Genomic DNA, 18,027 nt, shown 5'->3' with positions numbered 1-18,027 from the left:
GGTATCCATGACAATCCTGCGCACCTTTTTTGCCACTGCCCTGCTGGGCCTGACTCTATGCACCGGCAGCGTCTACGCCGCCGAGCCGCCCAGCGCCGATGCCATCCAGCAAACCCTGGACAAGCTGCCCGACCGCAAGCTGCCCGACGCCGACATGAAAGCGTTGCAAAACATCCTGCAACAGACCCTGACTTACCTGGGCAACAAGCAGGATTACGAGCAGCGTCTTGTCGACCTTAAGCGCCAGTTGGAGGACGCACCGCGCCAGACCAACGAAAACCAGCGCGAGCTGACCCGGCTCAAGGCCACCAAAATCATCCCGGTGGCCCAGCGGTACGCCACCCTGCCGGTGCCACAACTTGAACAACTGCTGGTGCAGCGCAGCACGCAGCAAGGTGATCTGCAAAAGGAACTGGCCGATGCCAACAGCCTGACCATCGCCGCCCAGACGCGCCCAGAGCGCGCCCAGACCGAAATCAGCAGCAGCCAGACACGCATTCTGCAGATCAATTCGATCCTCAAGGCCGGCAAAGACAACGGCAAAGCCCTGACCGGCGACCAACGCAACCAACTCAACGCCGAACTCGCCGCACTCAACGCCCTGATCCCACTGCGCCGCCAGGAACTGGCCGGCAACAGCCAATTGCAAGACCTGGGCAACAGCCAGCACGACCTGATCCAGGAAAAAACCGCGCGCCTGGAGCAAGAAATCCAGGACCTGCAAACCCTGATCAACCAAAAACGTCTGGCCCAGTCACAACAGACCGTCACCCAGCAGTCCATCGAAGCGCAGAAGGCCGGCGGCAGCAGCCTGTTGGCCACTGAAAGCGCGCAGAACCTGAAGCTCTCCGACTACCTGCTCAAAAGCACCGACCGCCTCAACGATCTGACCCAGAAGAACCTGCAAACCAAGCAGCAACTGGACACCGTGACCCAGAGCGACTCGGCCCTGGACGAGCAGATCAACGTGCTCAAGGGCAGCCTGCTGCTCTCCAAGATTCTCTATAAGCAAAAACAAGCGCTGCCGCGCCTCACCGTAGACCGCGATCTGGCCGACGACATCGCCAACATTCGCCTGTACCAGTTCGAGGTCAACCAGCAGCGCGAGCTGATCAGCTCTCCCAGCGCTTATGTGGACAACCTGCTGGCCAACCAGCCACCGGACGACGTCACGCCGCAGCTGCGCCGCACGCTGTTGGAACTGGCGGTCACCCGCAGCGACCTGCTCGAACGCCTGAGCCGCGAGCTGAGCGCGCTGCTCAACGAATCCATCACCCTGCAACTCAACCAGAAACAACTGCTCAGCACCGCCACCACCCTGCGCGCCACGCTGGACGAGCAGATGTTCTGGATCCCCAGCAACAAGCCGCTGGACACCGAGTGGCTGGAGACCGTGCCGGCGCACCTGAGCAAGCAAGTCACTACCCTGCCGTGGGCATCCAGCGTCAGCGAACTGTATGACGGCCTGACCCAGCGTCCGCTGCTGTTCCTGCCGTTGCTGCTGTTGATCGGCGCACTGCTGTGGCGGCGCAACGCCCTGTACGCGCGCCTGAAAAAGGTCCACCTGGACATCGGCCACTTCAAGCGCGACAGCCAGTGGCACACGCCCCAGGCGATCCTGATCAATATACTGCTGGCGATGCCGGTCGCCCTGGGCCTGGCGTTGTGCGGCTACGCGCTGCAGATCGACGCCCGCGGGCAAAACGCCAACCTCGGCTCGGCGTTGCTGCAAATCGCCCAGGCGTGGCTGGTGTTCTACACCGCTTACCGCATTCTGGCGCCGGGTGGCGTGGCCGAATTGCACTTCCGCTGGGAAAAACCCCAAGTCGAATTCCTGCAAGGCTGGGTGCGCAAACTCGGGCTGGTGGTCCTTGCGCTGGTGGCCGTGGTGGCCATCGCCGAACACCAGCCGGCGGCGCTGGCCGACGACGTGCTGGGCATCGGCGTGGTGCTGTTGTGCTACGCGTTGATGGCCTGGCTGCTTGGCCGCCTGCTGCTGCACAGCCCGACCCACGAAAAAGCCTCACTGTTTCGCAAAGCCATGGGCCTGCTGTTTACCGCGCTGCCCATCGCCCTGTTCATTGCCGTGTGCTTTGGCTACTACTACACCGCCCTGAAGCTCAGCGATCGGCTGATCAACACCCTGTACCTGCTGATGTTCTGGCTGGTGATCGAAGCCACCTTCGTTCGTGGCCTGGGCGTTGCCGCCCGGCGCCTGGCCTACTCGCGTGCCCTGGCCAAACGCCAGGCGGCCAAGGAAGCCGGGGACGGCGAAGCGGTGATCGAAGAACCGACCCTGGATATCGAGCAGGTTAACGAGCAGTCCATGCGCCTGATTCGCCTGGCCTTGCTCGGCGGCTTTATCGCCGCGCTGTACTGGGTGTGGTCGGACCTGATCTCGGTGTTTTCCTACCTCGATAACGTCACGCTGTACGAATACACCAGTGGCACCGGTGCGAATATCAGCATGGTGCCTATCAGCATCGGCGACTTGCTCGGCGCACTGATCATCATCGGCATCACCTTCGCCCTGGCGCGCAACCTGCCCGGCCTGCTGGAAGTGTTGGTGCTGTCCAAGCTCGACCTGGCTCAGGGCAGCGCCTACGCCACCACCACCCTGCTGTCCTACGTGATTGCCGGGGTGGGGTTTGTCTCCACGCTGTCCACCCTCGGCGTGAGCTGGGACAAACTGCAATGGCTGGTGGCCGCGCTGTCGGTGGGCCTGGGCTTCGGCATGCAGGAGATCTTCGCCAACTTTATCTCCGGCATCATGATCCTGTTCGAACGCCCGGTGCGTATCGGCGACACCATCACCATCGGCAACCTGTCGGGCACGGTGAGCAAGATCCGCATCCGCGCCACCACCATCACCGACTTCGACCGCAAGGACATCATCGTCCCCAACAAGACGTTCATTACCGGGCAGTTGATCAACTGGTCGCTGACCGACACCATCACCCGCGTCACCTTGAAACTGGGCGTGGACTACGGCTCGGACCTGGATCTGGTGAAGGATCTGTTGCTCAAGGCCGCAAGAGAAAACCCACGGGTACTCAAAGAACCCGAGCCCCACGTGTACTTCCTCAACTTCGGCGAAAGCACCCTGGACCACGAACTGCGCATGCACGTGCGTGACCTGGGCGACCGCAACCCGGTGCTGGACGAGGTCAACCGCTACATCAACCGTGAATTCAAGAAACAGCACATCAACATCTCGTTCCGACAGATGGAGGTGTACCTGAAAAACATGCACGGCCAGGAATACAAGCTGGTGCCGGTGGAAGACGAGCGCAAGACCATCGTAGCGCCCACGACGGATCAGGACGCACCCGAGCCGCCTGCCGCAAAAGTCCAGGATGCGCCCGAGCCGCCGCCGAGCAAACTCGACTAAACGCCCTATCCCCAGCAGAATGCTCGGACATTCTGCTGGAGATGGCCGGTGAAAGCCCTCGACGAACTGACCTTCGACAACCGCTTCGCACGCCTGGGCGACGCGTTCTCAACCCACGTCCTGCCTGAGCCCCTCGACGAGCCCCGCCTCGTCGTGGCCAGCGAGGCCGCCATGGCCCTGCTGGACCTCGACCCCGCCGTCGCCGAAACACCGGTGTTCGCCGAACTGTTCGGCGGCCACACGCTATGGGCCGAAGCGGAGCCGCGGGCGATGGTCTATTCCGGGCACCAATTCGGCGGCTACACCCCGCAACTCGGCGATGGCCGGGGCTTGCTGCTGGGCGAGGTCTATAACGAAGCCGGCGAGCACTGGGACCTGCACCTCAAGGGCGCCGGGATGACGCCGTACTCGCGGATGGGCGACGGCCGCGCAGTGTTGCGTTCTTCGATTCGCGAGTTTCTGGCCTCCGAAGCGCTGCACGCACTGGGCATCCCCACCAGCCGCGCCTTGTGCGTAATCGGCTCCAGCACGCCGGTCTGGCGCGAGAAACAGGAGCGCGGCGCGATGGTGCTGCGCCTGGCGCCCAGCCATATCCGCTTCGGGCATTTCGAGTATTTCTACTACACCAAGAAACCCGAACAGCAGGCCCAATTGGCCGAGCACGTATTGAACCTGCATTACCCCGAATGCCGCGAACAGCCTGAGCCGTATCTGGCGATGTTCCGCGAAATTGTCGAGCGCAACGCCGAACTGATCGCTAAATGGCAGGCCTATGGTTTCTGCCATGGCGTGATGAACACCGACAACATGTCGATCCTGGGCATTACCTTCGATTACGGGCCGTTTGCGTTTCTGGATGACTTTGACGCGCACTTCATCTGCAACCATTCCGATCACGAGGGGCGTTACTCCTTCAGCAACCAGGTGCCGATCGGGCAATGGAACCTCAGCGCCCTGGCCCAGGCGCTCACGCCGTTTATCAGCGTCGACGCCTTGAAAGAAGCCCTCGGCCTGTACCTGCCGTTCTATCAAGCCCACTACCTGGACCTGATGCGCCGCCGCCTGGGGCTGACCACGGCCGAAGACGATGACCAGAAACTGGTGGAGCGCCTGCTCAAGCTGATGCAGAACAGCGGCGTGGATTACACCCTGTTCTTCCGCCGGCTGGGGGATGAATCGGCCGCATTGGCGGTGACGCGCTTGCGCGATGATTTTGTCGACATGGCCGGGTTTGATGCCTGGGCCGAGCAGTACAAGGCCCGTGTCGAGCGGGATGGGAACCACAGCGAAGAGCAGCGCCGCGCGCGGATGCATGCGGTCAACCCGCTGTACATCCTGCGCAACTACCTGGCGCAGAACGCTATCGCCGCCGCCGAGTCCGGCGATTACAGCGAAGTGCGACGACTGCATGCGGTGCTTTCCAAACCGTTCGAAGAACAGGCAGGGATGGAACAATACGCGCAGCGGCCGCCGGATTGGGGCAAGCATTTGGAGATCAGTTGTTCGTCGTGATACGCCAGGCTCGCGCTTAGATGAACATGTCGACCGGTACCTTGAAGAACTCCGCCAGCCAGCGGATCTGTCGCACGTTCGACTTGATAACGCTGGCACCTGACTCCAGATAGGGAGCATTGGCCACACTCGCGGAGCGCACCATGTCCGAACCACTCGTTATTCCCTGCCCACATTGCAACGGCCTCAACCGCATCCCCGCCGAGCGCCTGGGTGATGCGCCCAAATGCGGGCGCTGCAAGCAACCTGTGTTGTTGAGCAAACCGTTTGAGCTCAAACAAGGCGACTATGCCAGCCAGATCAAGGGCGACCTGCCGTTGCTGGTGGATGTGTGGGCCGACTGGTGCGGGCCGTGTAAGTCGTTTGCGCCGGTGTTTGAACAGGCGGCAGGGCAGCTTGCGGGCAAGTGCCGGCTGGCCAAGCTCGACAGTGAAGCCAACCCGCAGTTATCGGCGCAGTTGGGGATACGCTCGATCCCCAGTTTGATTCTGTTCAAGAACGGCCGCGAGGTGGCGCGCCAGAGCGGGGCGTTTGCGTTGCCGCAGTTGATCAGTTGGTTGCGCAGCCAGGGGGTGTAAGGCGGCTCTGCGGGCAATACCGACCAAAGCGGGAGCGAGCATGCCCGCTCCCAGGTTTCCGACTGGGTTTTATGTGCTGACTACGGGGGCTTCGCGATCCATCATCTGGCCGACCAGCATGATGCCCAGTTCACTCAGTTGATGGATGGCCAGGGCCACATCGCGGTGTTCACCGGTGAGGTCGTTGGACAGGTTGAGCAACAAGGTGCGCACCGAAGAGAAGGTTTCGTAGCTGTTAAGCACGAGGGTTTCGGTGGGGAGGTTGGGTGATACGCAGAACAGGTGTGTAGCGCTTGGCATAATCGACTTTCCCGGCTTGGGCCACCATCAAATCGCTACTAAACGAAGGGTGGCAGCTGTACGCAGGTTAGTAGACCGGTGGAAAGCCGAAGACCGGCGCACCCGAAGGTGCCCTGCGCACAGCCACCATCATGTACAGGCTGAAAGCCCGGTAGATGAGACTTGTACGTTTCGGCGATCACGCTCGGGCTACTAAACCCGATCACTGAACATTCAGCGACCGGCAAACCTTAGAGACGCCCATCCAGACGTACAAGCCGGCGGATTCTGGCGTACCTGTAGGCGTTGAGACAAGGTACAGCGGCGATTGCCAGACCCTTCCTACAGCCCTTGTAAGACACATCCAGATCCTCTAGCAGGAATACTCCCACAACGGTGGATGTGTCTTGCCTTTGAGGTCAGCCGTTTTCCAGCAAGTTATGCAACTCCACAAACTGCTGGGTCAGCTTATGCCGAGGGTCAAGGTGAATCAGTGGCTTGCTCTCCTGATGCGACTCGCGCATGCGCACCGAGCTGGCCAGGTACACGGGCAGCACCGGCAGCCCTTCGGCAATCAGCTCATCGAGTATCTGCTGCGGCAGGCTCGCCCGGGCCTGAAACTGGTTGACCACGATGCCTTCCACTTCCAGGCCTTCGTTGTGGTCATCCTTCAATTCTTCGATTTCCGCCAGCAGGCCATACAGGGCCTGGCGCGAGAAGCTGTCGCAATCGAAGGGGATCAGCACGCGATCTGCAGCAATCAGCGCCGAAACCGCGTAGAAATTCAGCGCTGGCGGCGTGTCCAGGTAGATCCGGTCGTAATCTTCGCTCAGCTCGTCCAGCAGCTTTCGCAACTTGTTGATCTTGTGCTTGGCCTCAAGCTTGGGCTGCAAGTCCGCCAGCTCGGCCGTCGCGGTGATCACGTGCAGGTTGTCGAACGGGGTCTCGTAGATATCCACCTTGTTCTTCTTCGAAAACGGCCCGGAAGACAGGGTTTGCTTGAAAAAATCCGCGATCCCCATGGGAATGTCGTCGCCGGTCAACCCCGTCAGGTACTGGGTGGAGTTGGCCTGTGCATCGAGGTCCACCAACAGGGTCCGATAGCCTTCGCTGGCACTGACCGCCGCCAGGTTGCAGGCGATGCTGGATTTGCCCACGCCGCCTTTCTGATTGAACACCACACGCCGCATGGAAAAACCTCCGTGTATCAATGAATGTCCGAGTGTAGAGGGCAAAAGCGCCTGTTAGCTACCTCGTTCAGCGATGCATCGCCGCATTGGCGGCGTATCAAATACAGATAAATAAGAACAGTCCGACAATCCAAGGGGCACCCGGTAAAGGACAATCGGCAAATCTTTGCGACCTGCTTGTCATCCGCCGTGAACAAATCTTTACCAATATTTGCTAGAACCCCACGGCACCGGGATAATGCGCGCCATTCGGCTATTGATCCCTGCCCCGGTTTTCGGGGCCAAAAGCCGCACATGGAAGCCCGCAGGGGCGGGATAACTTCTCAGTGATCAACTTCAACATCGCCCAATGGCGCGCCTGGGCTCCTGGCCTGGAGCGCGCGCACGACTGGCATGCGTGGTGCCAGGCCCCGGTGTTGCTGCCCGCCAGCGACGCGTCGCCCGACGTATCCTTCCTGCCCGCCATGCAGCGCCGGCGCTTGAGCCGCCTGGCGCGCATGGCGTTCAGCGTCGGTTGGCCATTGGCCGAAGGCCTGCAAGACCTGCCGCTGGTGTTTATTTCCCGGCATGGCGAAACCCCGCGCACCCTCGACATCCTCAGCGACCTGGCCAACGAGCAGCCGCTGTCGCCGACCCAGTTCAGCCTGTCGGTGCACAACGCGGTGATTGGCCTGTGGTCGATTCTGCGCAATGAAACCAGCGAAATGACCGCCCTCGCCGCCGCCGGCGACGGCCTGGAACACGGCATGCTCGAAGCCGCCGCGCTGCTGCGCGAAGGCGCGCCTGCCGTATTGCTGGTGATCACCGAAGAGCAACCGCCACAGGCGTATGCCAACTGGATCGTTGATGTGCCCTTCCCCTACGCCCTCGGCCTGCTGCTGACGCCGGGCGACGAATGGCAACTGGAACTCACGCCAGGCAGTGTCCAACCCACTCAAACCCAGTGGCCCCACGCCCTGAACCTGCTGCGCACCCTGCTCACCGAGCAGCGTGCCTGCCAACATGCCTGGAAGAACCGCGTATGGAATTGGCAACGCAAGCCCTGACCGATAAGCCACGGGACGCCTATTACTGGCGCCTGTTCGCAACCGCTGCCAGCTTCGCGCTGTTCGGCGTCGGTGGGCTGTGCCTGCGTTTGCTGGTATTCCCCCTGCTCAGTTGTCTGCCGGGGAGCGCGGCCAACCACCGACGCCGCGCCCGCCACACTATCAGTTGGCTGTTCTGGTTCTTTATTCGCCTGATGCAACGCGCCGGCGTGCTGACCTACAGCGTCGAAGGCGCCGACAGGCTCGGCCGCCCCGGCCAGATGATCATCGCCAACCACCCGTCGCTGATCGACGTGGTGTTTCTGATCGGTCTGGTGCGCCAGGCCAACTGCGTGGTCAAACGCAGCCTGTGGCAAAACCCCTTCACCCGCGGGCCGGTGCGTGACGCCGGCTACATCAGCAACGACGGCAGTGCCGAAATGCTCGATGCCGCCGCCGATGCTCTGAAAAGCGGCCAGACCCTGATCATCTTTCCCGAAGGCACCCGTACCACACCCGGCGCGGCACCTGCCTTTCATCGCGGTGGCGCCGCCATTGCGCTGCGCGGTGCGACAATCATCACCCCCGTGGTGATCAAGGTCAGCCCCACGACCCTGACCAAGGCCGAACCCTGGTATCGCATCCCAAAATGCCGCGTGCACTTCAGTTTGCGCGTGGGTGCCGATATAGAACCACAGGCGTTCGCAACCCTGGGGCCCGCGCCCCAGGCCTCGCGCAAGCTCAACGATTACCTGCACCACTATTTTATTAAGGAGCTCGCCGAAGATGAGCGACAGACACCGCCTTGAGCACGACATTAAGATGCTGATCATCGAGGCCCTGGGCCTGGAAGACATCAGCGTCGACGACATCGGCAGCGATCAAACCCTGTTCGGCGAAGGCCTGGGCCTGGATTCGGTAGACGCCCTGGAGTTGGGCCTGGCGATCCAGAAAAAGTACGGCATCAAGATCGATGCCGACGCCAAGGACACCCGTAACCACTTCACCAACGTGGCCAGCCTTGCGGCGTTCGTCACGGCCAGACAGGCAGCTTGAGACCGGACCATGCAAACTCGTGACGATATTTTCAACACCCTGCGCGACGCCTTGGTGGAACTGTTTGAACTGCCCCCGGAACGCGTCACCCTCGACGCCAACCTGTACCAGGACCTGGAAATCGACAGCATCGATGCCGTGGACCTGATCGACCATATCAAGCGCCAGACCGGCAAGAAGATCGCCGCCGAAGAGTTCAAGGCGGTGCGCACCGTGAACGACGTGGTTGAGGCGGTGTACCGTCTGGTCCAGCCTGCCGCATGAGCCGGCTGATCGGCCTTGGCCTGTTGTTGGCGGGGCTGCTGTACCCCTTTGCGGTGTATTACGGCACCGAGCATTTTGCGCCGTGGCAATTCGGCCTGCTGCTCGGCAGCCTGTGGCTGCTGCGCGCGCTCACTGGCGCACGCCGCCCGGGCAGTCGCCCGATGGCCTTGGCGGTGATCGTGTTCTGCCTGTTGCTGGCCTGGTTCGACAACCCGCACCTGTTGCGCTGGTACCCGAGCCTGGTCAGCGCATTCATGCTGGCGCTGTTCGGCCTGAGCCTGAGGTACGGGCCGCCGATGGTCGAACGCCTGGCCCGCATGACTGAACCGCAACTGCCACCGCAGGCGGTGGCGTATACGCGCCAGGTCACCGTGGTGTGGAGCGTGTTTTTTCTGTGTAACGGCCTGCTGGCCGCCGCCCTCACCCTGTGGGCGCCGCTGAGCTGGTGGACGTTGTACAACGGCCTGATCGCCTACGGGTTGATGGGGTTGTTGTTTGCCGTGGAATGGCTGGTACGACAAAGGGTTCGAGGCCGCGTATGAAAGGGTTGAAACTTGAGCACTTGCTGCTTGAGCCGCTGCAACAGCGTTGGGTCACCACCGAACCTGCGATGAATCACGCCCAGCTCTGGGAGCGTTCCCTGCGCCTGGCGGCCGGCCTGCAAGCGCGCGGCATTCGGCACCTGGCCGTGCACCTGGAAGACGCCGGCGTATTGGCGATTGCCCTGCTCGGCGCCTGGCGTGCCGGGGTCAGCGTGCTGCTGCCCGCCGATCTGCAGCCCCAGACCCGTCAACGCTGGACTGACAGCGTCGACGCGTGGCTGACTGAAGCGGCGGACCTGGACGCGTTGTACCAGGCCCCGTTGAGCCCCGCCGCGCTCGACCTGGACACCTGCCAACTGAGCCTGTGCACCTCCGGCTCCAGCGGCGAGCCCAAGCGCATCGACAAAACCCTGCGCCAGCTGGGCAACGAAGTCCAAGCCCTGGAAGCACTGTGGGGCGCAGACCTCAAGGACGCCTGCATCATTGGCAGTGTCGCCACCCAGCATATCTATGGCCTGTTGTTCCGTGTGCTCTGGCCGCTGTGCGCCGGACGCACCTTTGTACGCACCCAACTGGCGTTCCCCGAGGACTTGCAACGCGCCAGCCGCGAGCACGCGCAGTTCGCCTGGGTGGCGAGCCCGGCGCTGCTCAAGCGAATGGGCGACAACCTCGATTGGCCCGCGCTGAGCCAGGTAGCACGGGTGTTTTCCTCAGGCGGCGCGCTGCCCGTCGAGGCCGCCGCCAGCCTGCACGAACGCTTGCAGCAATGGCCGACGGAAATCCTCGGCAGCTCGGAAACCGGCGGCATCGCCTGGCGCCAGGGCGCGCAGCCCTGGCAGCCGTTTGCCGATGTGCAACTGAGCCAGGACGCCGACGGTGCCTTGCGCATCGCCTCGCCCTACCTGCCCGTTGGGCATATCGAACAGACCGCCGACGCCGCACGCATTCATGCCGATGGCCGCTTCGAGCTGCTCGGCCGCCTGGACCGCATCGTCAAGCTGGAAGAAAAACGCATCTCCCTGCCGATGCTCGAACAGGCGCTGATGACCCACCCGTGGGTCGCCGAAACGCGCCTGGGCGTGGTTCAGGAAAACCGCGCCTCCCTTGGCGCGCTGCTGGTGTTAAGCGCCGATGGCCTGCACGCCCTGCGCAATCAAGGCCGGCGCAGCCTCACCCAAACCCTGCGCCAGCACCTGAGCCAACATTGCGAAGCCCTGGCACTGCCGCGTCGCTGGCGCTTGCTGCAGCAACTGCCGCTCAATGCCCAGGGCAAATTGCCCCAGGCCGATGTGGCGGCACTGCTGCTGGCGCCCCGACCGAAAACGCCGCTGGTGCTGGAGCAGGTCCAGGCCAATGGCGAATGGACCCTGCAATTGAGCGTACCGCCGGACCTGGCGTATTTCAGCGGGCACTTCCCGGTCACCCCGGTGCTGCCGGGCGTGGTGCAGGTGGAGTGGGCGTTCAACCTCGGCCAGCAACTGCTCGATTTGCCCGCCACCTTTGCCGGCATGGAAGTGCTCAAGTTTCAGCAACTGGTGCGTCCCGGCGATACGATCGAACTGCACCTGCGCTTCGACGCGGAGCGCGGCAAACTGTATTTCGCCTACCGCAACGGCGTCGCCGCCTGCTCCAGCGGGCGGATTCTGCTGGAGGCCGCCGATGCATAACCCCTGCGCCCTGATCCCGGTCTACAACCACGAAGGCGCCGTGCCCGCCGTGGTGAGCAGTCTGCTGAACAGCGGCCTGCCGTGCCTGCTGGTGGACGACGGCAGCAGCCGCGCCTGCGCGGCAGTCCTGGCGCAACTGGCGACCCTGGACAACGTCACCCTGCTGACCCTGCCGCACAACCAAGGCAAGGGCGGCGCCGTGATGGCGGGTTTTCGCGAAGCGGCGCGCCTGGGCTACACCCACGCCCTGCAGGTGGACGCCGACGGCCAGCACGACCTGCGCGAAGTCGAGACGTTTATCGACACCTCGCGCAGACACCCCGACGCCCTCATCTGCGGCTACCCCGAATACGACGAGAGCGTGCCCAAGGGCCGCCTGTACGCGCGCTACCTGACCCACGTATGGGTGTGGATCAACACGCTGTCGCTGCAGATCCGCGACTCGATGTGCGGCTTTCGCATCTACCCGCTGGCACCGGTGCTGGCGCTGATGGACTCCGCGTACATCGGCACGCGCATGGACTTCGACTCGGACATCCTGGTGCGCCTGGCCTGGCGCAACCAGCCGATGCGCTGGCTGCCGACCAAGGTGCATTACCCCGCCGACGGCCTGTCGCACTTCCGGCTGTTTCACGACAACGTGCGCATCAGCGCCATGCACACCCGGCTGTTTTTCGGCATGTTGGTGCGGGCGCCGATGATCCTGTGGCGACGGTGGCAGGCATGAACGATAGCGCCAAACACTGGGCCGACCGCGAGGAGCGCGGCAGCTACCTGCTGATGAAAATCACCGCTGTCGCCGCCAAGGTTCTCGGCCGCCGCCTGCTGAGCCCGGTGCTGTACGGCATCGTGTTGTACTTCTTCCTGTTTGGCCGCACCGCGCGCCAGAGCGCCTGGCACTACCAGCAACGCCTGGCCGAATGGAGCGGGCGCGATGAGTTGCGCCCCAGCCATCGCAAAGTGTTCGGTCAGTTCATGGCCTTCGCCGACGCCCTGCTCGACAAACTCGACGTGTGGAACGGCAAGCTGCGCCTGGAACAGATCAGCATCCACGACCCGGCGCAACTGCGCGGCCAACTGCGGGGCGAACGCGGTCAGATGCTGGTCGGCGCACACCTGGGCAACCTGGAAGTGTGCCGTGCGCTGGCGGAGATCGGCGAGCAAGTCACCATGAACGTGCTGGTGCACACCAAGCATGCCGAACGCTTCAACCGGTTGCTGGGCGAAGCCGGCGCGACCCACTTGCGTCTGATCCAGGTCAGCGAACTGGACCCGGCCACCATGCTGCTGCTCAGCCAGCGCCTGGACGACGGCGAGTGGCTGGCCATCGCCGGCGACCGCGTGCCATTGCACGGTGGGCGCACGGTGCGCGTGGACTTCCTCGGCCAGAACGCCGCGTTCCCCCAAGGCCCGTGGCTGCTGGCCGGCCTGCTCAAATGCCCGGTGAACCTGCTGATGTGCCTCAAGCACCAGGGCCGTTATCACCTGACGATCGAGCCGTTCGCGCAATCCATCGAATGGAAGCGCAGCACCCGCGAGCAGGTCATCGCTCAGTGGACCGCGCGCTACGCCGCACGCCTGGGCCAGTTCTGCCTGGAAGCGCCCCAACAATGGTTCAACTTTTACCCTTTCTGGAAGACCGATGACGATGCATCTTGAGCCGGTAACCTTTGGCGAACGCCCCCTGCGCATCGAAGACGTGCTGGCCCTGGCCAACCGTCAGGCGCCCACGCAGTTGCAGGGCGATGCTGCCTATCGCCAGCGCATCGCCAAGGGCGCGCAGTTCCTCGATTCGCTGCTGGACAAGGAAGGCGTGATCTACGGCGTGACCACCGGCTACGGCGACTCGTGCGTGGTGGCGGTACCGTTGCAGCACGTCGAAGCGCTGCCGCGTCACCTGTATACCTTTCACGGTTGCGGCCTGGGCAAGTTGCTCGACGCCCAGGCCACCCGCGCCGTGCTGGCCGCGCGTTTGCAGTCGCTGTGCCATGGCGTGTCCGGGGTGCGTGTGGAGCTGCTGGAGCGCCTGCATGGGTTCCTCGAACACGACGTACTGCCGCTGATCCCGGAAGAAGGCTCGGTGGGCGCCAGCGGCGACCTGACGCCGCTGTCCTACGTGGCCGCGACCCTGTCCGGCGAGCGCGAGGTGCTGTTCCGTGGCGAACGCCGCCAGGCGGCCGACGTGCACCGCGAACTCGGTTGGGAGCCGCTGGTACTGCGGCCCAAGGAAGCACTGGCGCTGATGAATGGCACCGCCGTGATGACCGGTCTTGCCTGCCTGGCCTTTGCCCGCGCCGATTACCTGTTGCAGCTGGCCACCCGCATCACCGCGCTCAACGTGGTGGCGCTGCAAGGTAACCCGGAGCACTTCGACGAACGCCTGTTCGCGGCCAAGCCGCATCCGGGGCAGATGCAAGTCGCTGCGTGGCTGCGCCAGGACCTGGCCATCGACGCCCCGACCGCGCCGCTGCACCGTTTACAGGATCGCTACTCCCTGCGCTGCGCGCCGCACGTTCTGGGCGTGCTGGCCGACAGCCTGAACTGGCTGCGCTCGTTTATCGAAATCGAACTGAACAGCGCCAACGACAACCCGATCATCGACGCCGAAGAAGAACGCGTACTGCATGGCGGGCACTTCTACGGTGGGCATATCGCCTTTGCCATGGACAGCCTCAAGACCCTGGTGGCCAACGTGGCCGACCTGCTCGACCGCCAACTCGCGCTGCTGGTGGACGTGCGTTACAACCACGGCCTGCCGAGCAACCTGTCGGGCGCGCCAGCCGACCGCGCGATGATCAACCACGGGTTCAAGGCCGTGCAGATCGGCACCAGCGCCTGGACCGCCGAAGCGCTGAAAAACACCATGCCGGCCAGCGTGTTCTCGCGCTCCACCGAGTGCCACAACCAGGACAAAGTGAGCATGGGCACCATCGCCGCCCGCGATGCGATCCGCGTGCTGGAGCTGACCGAACAGGTCGCCGCCGCCACACTGCTCGCCGCCAACCAAGGCGTGTGGCTGCGTGCCAGGGCCGAGGATGCGCGGCCGCTGCCACCGGCACTGGCGGCCATGCACGCGCAACTGGCCGAGGACTTTGCGCCCGTTATCGAAGACCGCGCCCTGGAAGGTGAACTGCGCCTGTGCCTGCAACGCATTGCCGAGCAACACTGGAGGCTGCATGCGTAGCCCCGGCGTGCTGCACTGCGACACCGAAATCCTGGTGCCGTTTTTTGACGTCGACACTATGAACGTGGTGTGGCACGGGCATTACGTGAAGTACCTGGAAGTGGCGCGTTGTGCGCTGCTGGACAAGATCGGCCACAACTACACGGCGATGCTCGAAGCCGGCTACGCCTGGCCGGTGATCGACATGCAACTGCGCTATGTACGCGGTGCCGTGTTTGGCCAGACCATCAACGTGCGCGCCAGCCTGGTGGAGTGGGAGAACCGCTTGAAGGTCAATTACCTGATCACCGACCTGGCCAGCGGCGAGCGCTTGACCCGCGCCAGCACCGTGCAGGTGGCGGTCGAAATAGCCAGTCGCGAGATGCAGCTGGCGTCGCCCAAGGTGTTCACCGATGCGGTCGCGAGGGCCTTGGCATGAGAGCGTTTATCCTGTTTGTCGGCGTGCTGCTGAGCCTCAACGCCCACGCCTTCGACCTGCAACAACTCAGCGATCAGTTGGCCAAACCCAGCGTGATCCACGGCAGTTTCATCCAGGAGAAACACCTGCGCGCGCTGCCACAACCGTTGGTCAGCAAGGGCACCTTTGTGCTGGCCAAGGACCACGGCCTGCTGTGGCTGCTCAAAACCCCGTTGCAACAGGACTACCGCATCAGCGCCCAGGGCATCGCCCGGCGTGACGCCAATGGCTGGCAAACCCTGCCGAACAAGAGCGCCGGCGCGGAGCAGAATCGCCTGTTCCTGGCCGTGCTGCAGGGCGACAGCAGCGGCTTGCAGCGTGACTTCGAACTGCAGCTGCGAGGCGAAGCCACGCAGTGGACGCTCACGCTGATCCCGCGTTCGTTGCTGCTCAAGCAGGTGTTCACCCAGATCACTATCAATGGCGGTGAACTGGTGCAGACCATCGAACTGCTGGAAACCCAGGGCGACAGCACCGTACTGCGCATGCAGGACAGCACGGCAAGCCAGCCGCTAAGCGACGCGGAGCGCCATGACTTTGCCCAGTGAGCGCCTGTTGCCGCGTCTGTTCCTGATCCTGCTGGTGGCCGTGTTGGCACTGGCCGGCTGGCAGTGGCGCCATGGCGCACCGCTGTCGGCCAACCTGATGGAACTGGTGCCGGGCAGTACGCCTGACGCCCTTGAGCTGCAAGCCGAGCAGCGCATGCAGGAACCATTGAACCGCCAGATGCTGGTGCTGGTGGGGCACGCCGATCGCCAGCAAGCGGTGGCCATGGCCCAACAGTTGGGCGAGCGCTGGCAGGCCAGCGGGCTGTTTGAAACGGTGCAATGGAACCTGCAAGCCGACCTGCCGGCGCTGCGTGAGCAACTGCTGCGCGGTCGACTGGCCATGCTCGCGGCCAAAGACCGCGAACAACTGATCGAACACCCCGACGCATTTATCCAGCAACGCGTGCAGTCACTGTTCGACCCCTTCACCGGCTTCAGCCTGGTGCCTGGCCAGGAGGACTGGCTGGGCCTGACCGGCCGCATCCAGAACAGCCAGCCGCAGCGCGGTTCGGTGCAGTTGGATATCGGCAGCGGCGCGTTGATCGCCGACGCCGACGGCAAAAGCTGGGTGCTGCTGCGCGCGCGCACCACCGGTAACGCCTTCGATATGAAACTGCCGTTGCAAGTGGCGGACCTGCTCCAGGCCAGCCGTGAACAAGCAGGCCGGCAGGGCGCCCAACTGCTCGCCGCCAGCGGTTTGCTGTATGCGGCCAACGGCCAGCAGCAGGCAACCCGGGAAATCACCTGGGTCGGCGGCGGCGCGACCGTGGGCATCCTGTTGTTGCTGTTGCTGGCGTTTCGCCGCTGGCGCGTGCTGCTGGCCTTCGTGCCGGTGTTGGTGGGCATGCTGTTTGGCGCGGTGGCCTGCGTGGCGCTGTTTGGCCATATGCATGTGATGACCTTGGTACTCGGCTCCAGCCTGATCGGCGTGGCGGTGGATTACCCGCTGCATTACCTGTCGAAAAGCTGGAGCCTCAAGCCCTGGCGCAGTTGGCCGGCCTTGCGCCTGACCCTGCCGGGGCTGAGCCTGAGCCTGGCCACCAGTTGCATCGGTTACCTGGCGTTGGCCTGGACACCGTTCCCGGCGCTGACGCAAATCGCGGTGTTCTCCGCCGCCGGTTTAGTCGGTGCATACCTGTCGGCCGTGTGCCTGTTACCGGCGCTGCTCAACGGCATCGAACTGCGCCCGGCGCAGTGGCCGCTGCGTATCGCCGAAGGCCTGTGGCAGTTGCGCGTCGCCTTGCTCAAGCGCGTGCCTAGCTCGGTGTTGCTGGCGCTGGTGCTGCTGTTTTGCGCCGGTGGCCTGTGGCAGCTCAACAGTAAAAACGATATCCGCCAGTGGATCGGCGCCCCGCCGCAACTGCTGCAAGAGGCCCAGGCCGTGGCGCGTATCACCGGGTTCCAGCCCACCAGCCAGTTCTTCCTGGTGCGCGCCGAGAATCAGCAGCAGTTGCTCGAGCGTCAGAGCGCGCTGGCCCAGCGCCTGGATCAACTGGTGAATATGGACAAGCTCCAGGGTTATCTGGCGCTCAATCAATTGGTCAGCCTGCCGGCCGAGCAGCAACGACTGCGCGATGCCCTCAACGCACTCCCCCAGCATTGGCAGCCGCTGCTGGACCTCGGTGTCCCGGCAGCCGCCCTGCAGGCCGAAGTGGCCCAATTGCAGGCACTGCCCATCGAAGACATCGACGCGGCGTTGATCGGCCCCCTGGCCGAACCCTGGCGCACGCTCTGGCTGGGCCCGGTGGACGGCGGCGTCGCCGCGATGGTCAGCCTGCAAGGCCTCAACAACCCGGCGCTGTTGCGGGTGCAAGCACTGGATTTGCCGGGCGTGCAGTTGGTCGATCGCCTGGGTGATTTGAACCGCGTGTTCGCCGCCACACAGATCAGCGCCGCGGAGCTGAAGCTGATGTCGTGCGTGCTGATCGTGCTGTTACTGGTTATGCCTTTCGGTTTTGGCGGCGCCCTGCGCATCGTCGCCCTGCCCCTGTTGGCGGCGCTGTGCAGTCTGGCCAGCCTAGGTTGGCTGGGCCAGCCGCTGACGCTGTTCAGCCTGTTCGGGTTGCTGTTGGTGACGGCGATCAGCGTCGACTACGCGATCCTGATGCGCGAGCAGATCGGCGGCGCAGCCGTGAGCCTGCTGGGTACGCTGCTGGCGGCGCTGACCACCTGGTTGTCGTTCGGCCTGCTGGCGGTTTCGAGCACGCCTGCCGTGAGTAATTTCGGTCTTTCGGTCAGCCTGGGCCTGGCATTCAGCTTTATGCTGGCGCCCTGGGCCGGCCAACGGACACACGCCTTATGAATGTGATTATCGCCAATGCGGCAAGGAGCCCT

At 63.6% G+C, this 18,027-nt stretch carries 18 protein-coding genes; 15 read left to right on the top strand and 3 right to left on the bottom strand.

What is annotated here, in order from left to right; genetic code table 11:
* Positions 1 to 7: 7 nt before the first annotated feature.
* Entirely contained in the window at positions 8 to 3,391 is a 3,384-nt protein-coding gene (gene mscK / locus KZX66_RS05370) for a mechanosensitive channel MscK (RefSeq protein WP_248077241.1), read from the top strand.
* Positions 3,392 to 3,439: 48 nt separating this feature from the next.
* Entirely contained in the window at positions 3,440 to 4,903 is a 1,464-nt protein-coding gene (gene selO / locus KZX66_RS05365; protein ID WP_248077238.1) for a protein adenylyltransferase SelO, read from the top strand.
* Positions 4,904 to 4,919: 16 nt separating this feature from the next.
* Here the strand turns inward: selO and KZX66_RS26360 are convergent, their stop codons facing one another.
* Positions 4,920 to 5,048 carry a hypothetical protein gene (locus KZX66_RS26360; protein WP_282445838.1) on the bottom strand — a complete coding sequence of 43 codons (129 nt, stop codon included), beginning with the start codon at positions 5,046 to 5,048 and terminating at the stop codon, positions 4,920 to 4,922.
* Between KZX66_RS26360 and trxC the strand changes: the two genes are divergently transcribed.
* A complete protein-coding gene (gene trxC, locus KZX66_RS05360; protein ID WP_248077234.1) occupies positions 5,047 to 5,481 on the top strand; it encodes a thioredoxin TrxC in 435 nt (144 codons plus the stop codon). The genes KZX66_RS26360 and trxC overlap by 2 nt on opposite strands.
* Before the next feature lie 69 nt (positions 5,482 to 5,550).
* On the opposite strand, the gene KZX66_RS05355 is transcribed toward trxC, so the two are convergent.
* Complete coding sequence (locus KZX66_RS05355; RefSeq protein WP_248077231.1) at positions 5,551 to 5,781, bottom strand: DUF6124 family protein; 231 nt, start codon at positions 5,779 to 5,781, stop codon at positions 5,551 to 5,553.
* A gap of 398 nt (positions 5,782 to 6,179) precedes the next feature.
* A complete protein-coding gene (locus tag KZX66_RS05350; RefSeq protein WP_248077227.1) occupies positions 6,180 to 6,950 on the bottom strand; it encodes a ParA family protein in 771 nt (256 codons plus the stop codon).
* A gap of 326 nt (positions 6,951 to 7,276) precedes the next feature.
* On the opposite strand from KZX66_RS05350, the gene KZX66_RS05345 reads away from it, so the two are divergent.
* From KZX66_RS05345 to KZX66_RS05290, 12 genes are read left to right on the top strand one after another with little or no spacing between them, the layout of a single operon-like run.
* On the top strand, positions 7,277 to 7,996 hold the full coding sequence (locus tag KZX66_RS05345) for a beta-ketoacyl synthase chain length factor (RefSeq protein WP_248077223.1): 720 nt from the start codon (positions 7,277 to 7,279) through the stop codon (positions 7,994 to 7,996).
* Positions 7,972 to 8,784 (top strand): lysophospholipid acyltransferase family protein, encoded by an 813-nt coding sequence (locus KZX66_RS05340; protein WP_248077220.1) that lies wholly within the window; start codon positions 7,972 to 7,974, stop codon positions 8,782 to 8,784. The genes KZX66_RS05345 and KZX66_RS05340 overlap by 25 nt, the downstream gene beginning before the upstream one ends.
* Positions 8,762 to 9,031 carry a phosphopantetheine-binding protein gene (locus KZX66_RS05335; RefSeq protein WP_248077218.1) on the top strand — a complete coding sequence of 90 codons (270 nt, stop codon included), beginning with the start codon at positions 8,762 to 8,764 and terminating at the stop codon, positions 9,029 to 9,031. The genes KZX66_RS05340 and KZX66_RS05335 overlap by 23 nt, the downstream gene beginning before the upstream one ends.
* Before the next feature lie 9 nt (positions 9,032 to 9,040).
* Positions 9,041 to 9,295, top strand: a complete 255-nt coding sequence (locus KZX66_RS05330) for an acyl carrier protein (RefSeq protein ID WP_003187949.1) — start codon at positions 9,041 to 9,043, stop codon at positions 9,293 to 9,295.
* Complete coding sequence (locus KZX66_RS05325; RefSeq protein ID WP_248077216.1) at positions 9,292 to 9,837, top strand: hypothetical protein; 546 nt, start codon at positions 9,292 to 9,294, stop codon at positions 9,835 to 9,837. Before KZX66_RS05330 ends, KZX66_RS05325 begins: the two co-directional genes overlap by 4 nt.
* Positions 9,834 to 11,504 (top strand): acyl-CoA synthetase family protein, encoded by a 1,671-nt coding sequence (locus KZX66_RS05320; RefSeq protein WP_248077214.1) that lies wholly within the window; start codon positions 9,834 to 9,836, stop codon positions 11,502 to 11,504. The genes KZX66_RS05325 and KZX66_RS05320 overlap by 4 nt, the downstream gene beginning before the upstream one ends.
* The gene (locus tag KZX66_RS05315; RefSeq protein WP_248077212.1) at positions 11,497 to 12,231 is read left to right on the top strand and encodes a glycosyltransferase family 2 protein; all 735 of its coding nucleotides are present in this window, start codon (positions 11,497 to 11,499) and stop codon (positions 12,229 to 12,231) included. The genes KZX66_RS05320 and KZX66_RS05315 overlap by 8 nt, the downstream gene beginning before the upstream one ends.
* Positions 12,228 to 13,163: a glycosyl transferase gene (locus KZX66_RS05310; RefSeq protein ID WP_248077210.1), complete on the top strand. Its 936-nt coding sequence runs from the start codon at positions 12,228 to 12,230 to the stop codon at positions 13,161 to 13,163. The genes KZX66_RS05315 and KZX66_RS05310 overlap by 4 nt, the downstream gene beginning before the upstream one ends.
* Complete coding sequence (locus tag KZX66_RS05305) at positions 13,147 to 14,688, top strand: aromatic amino acid ammonia-lyase (protein ID WP_248077208.1); 1,542 nt, start codon at positions 13,147 to 13,149, stop codon at positions 14,686 to 14,688. Before KZX66_RS05310 ends, KZX66_RS05305 begins: the two co-directional genes overlap by 17 nt.
* Positions 14,681 to 15,106: an acyl-CoA thioesterase gene (locus tag KZX66_RS05300; protein WP_248077206.1), complete on the top strand. Its 426-nt coding sequence runs from the start codon at positions 14,681 to 14,683 to the stop codon at positions 15,104 to 15,106. The genes KZX66_RS05305 and KZX66_RS05300 overlap by 8 nt, the downstream gene beginning before the upstream one ends.
* Positions 15,103 to 15,693 (top strand): outer membrane lipoprotein carrier protein LolA, encoded by a 591-nt coding sequence (locus KZX66_RS05295; protein WP_248077205.1) that lies wholly within the window; start codon positions 15,103 to 15,105, stop codon positions 15,691 to 15,693. The genes KZX66_RS05300 and KZX66_RS05295 overlap by 4 nt, the downstream gene beginning before the upstream one ends.
* Positions 15,677 to 17,995, top strand: coding sequence for an MMPL family transporter (locus KZX66_RS05290; protein WP_248077203.1), 2,319 nt, complete (start codon positions 15,677 to 15,679; stop codon positions 17,993 to 17,995). The genes KZX66_RS05295 and KZX66_RS05290 overlap by 17 nt, the downstream gene beginning before the upstream one ends.
* Positions 17,996 to 18,027 lie beyond the last annotated feature (32 nt).

Origin of the sequence: Pseudomonas sp. EYE_354 (assembly GCF_023148575.1) — a bacterium.
In the GTDB taxonomy this organism is placed as follows: domain Bacteria; phylum Pseudomonadota; class Gammaproteobacteria; order Pseudomonadales; family Pseudomonadaceae; genus Aquipseudomonas.
This window is presented reverse-complemented; position numbering and strand designations above follow the sequence as displayed.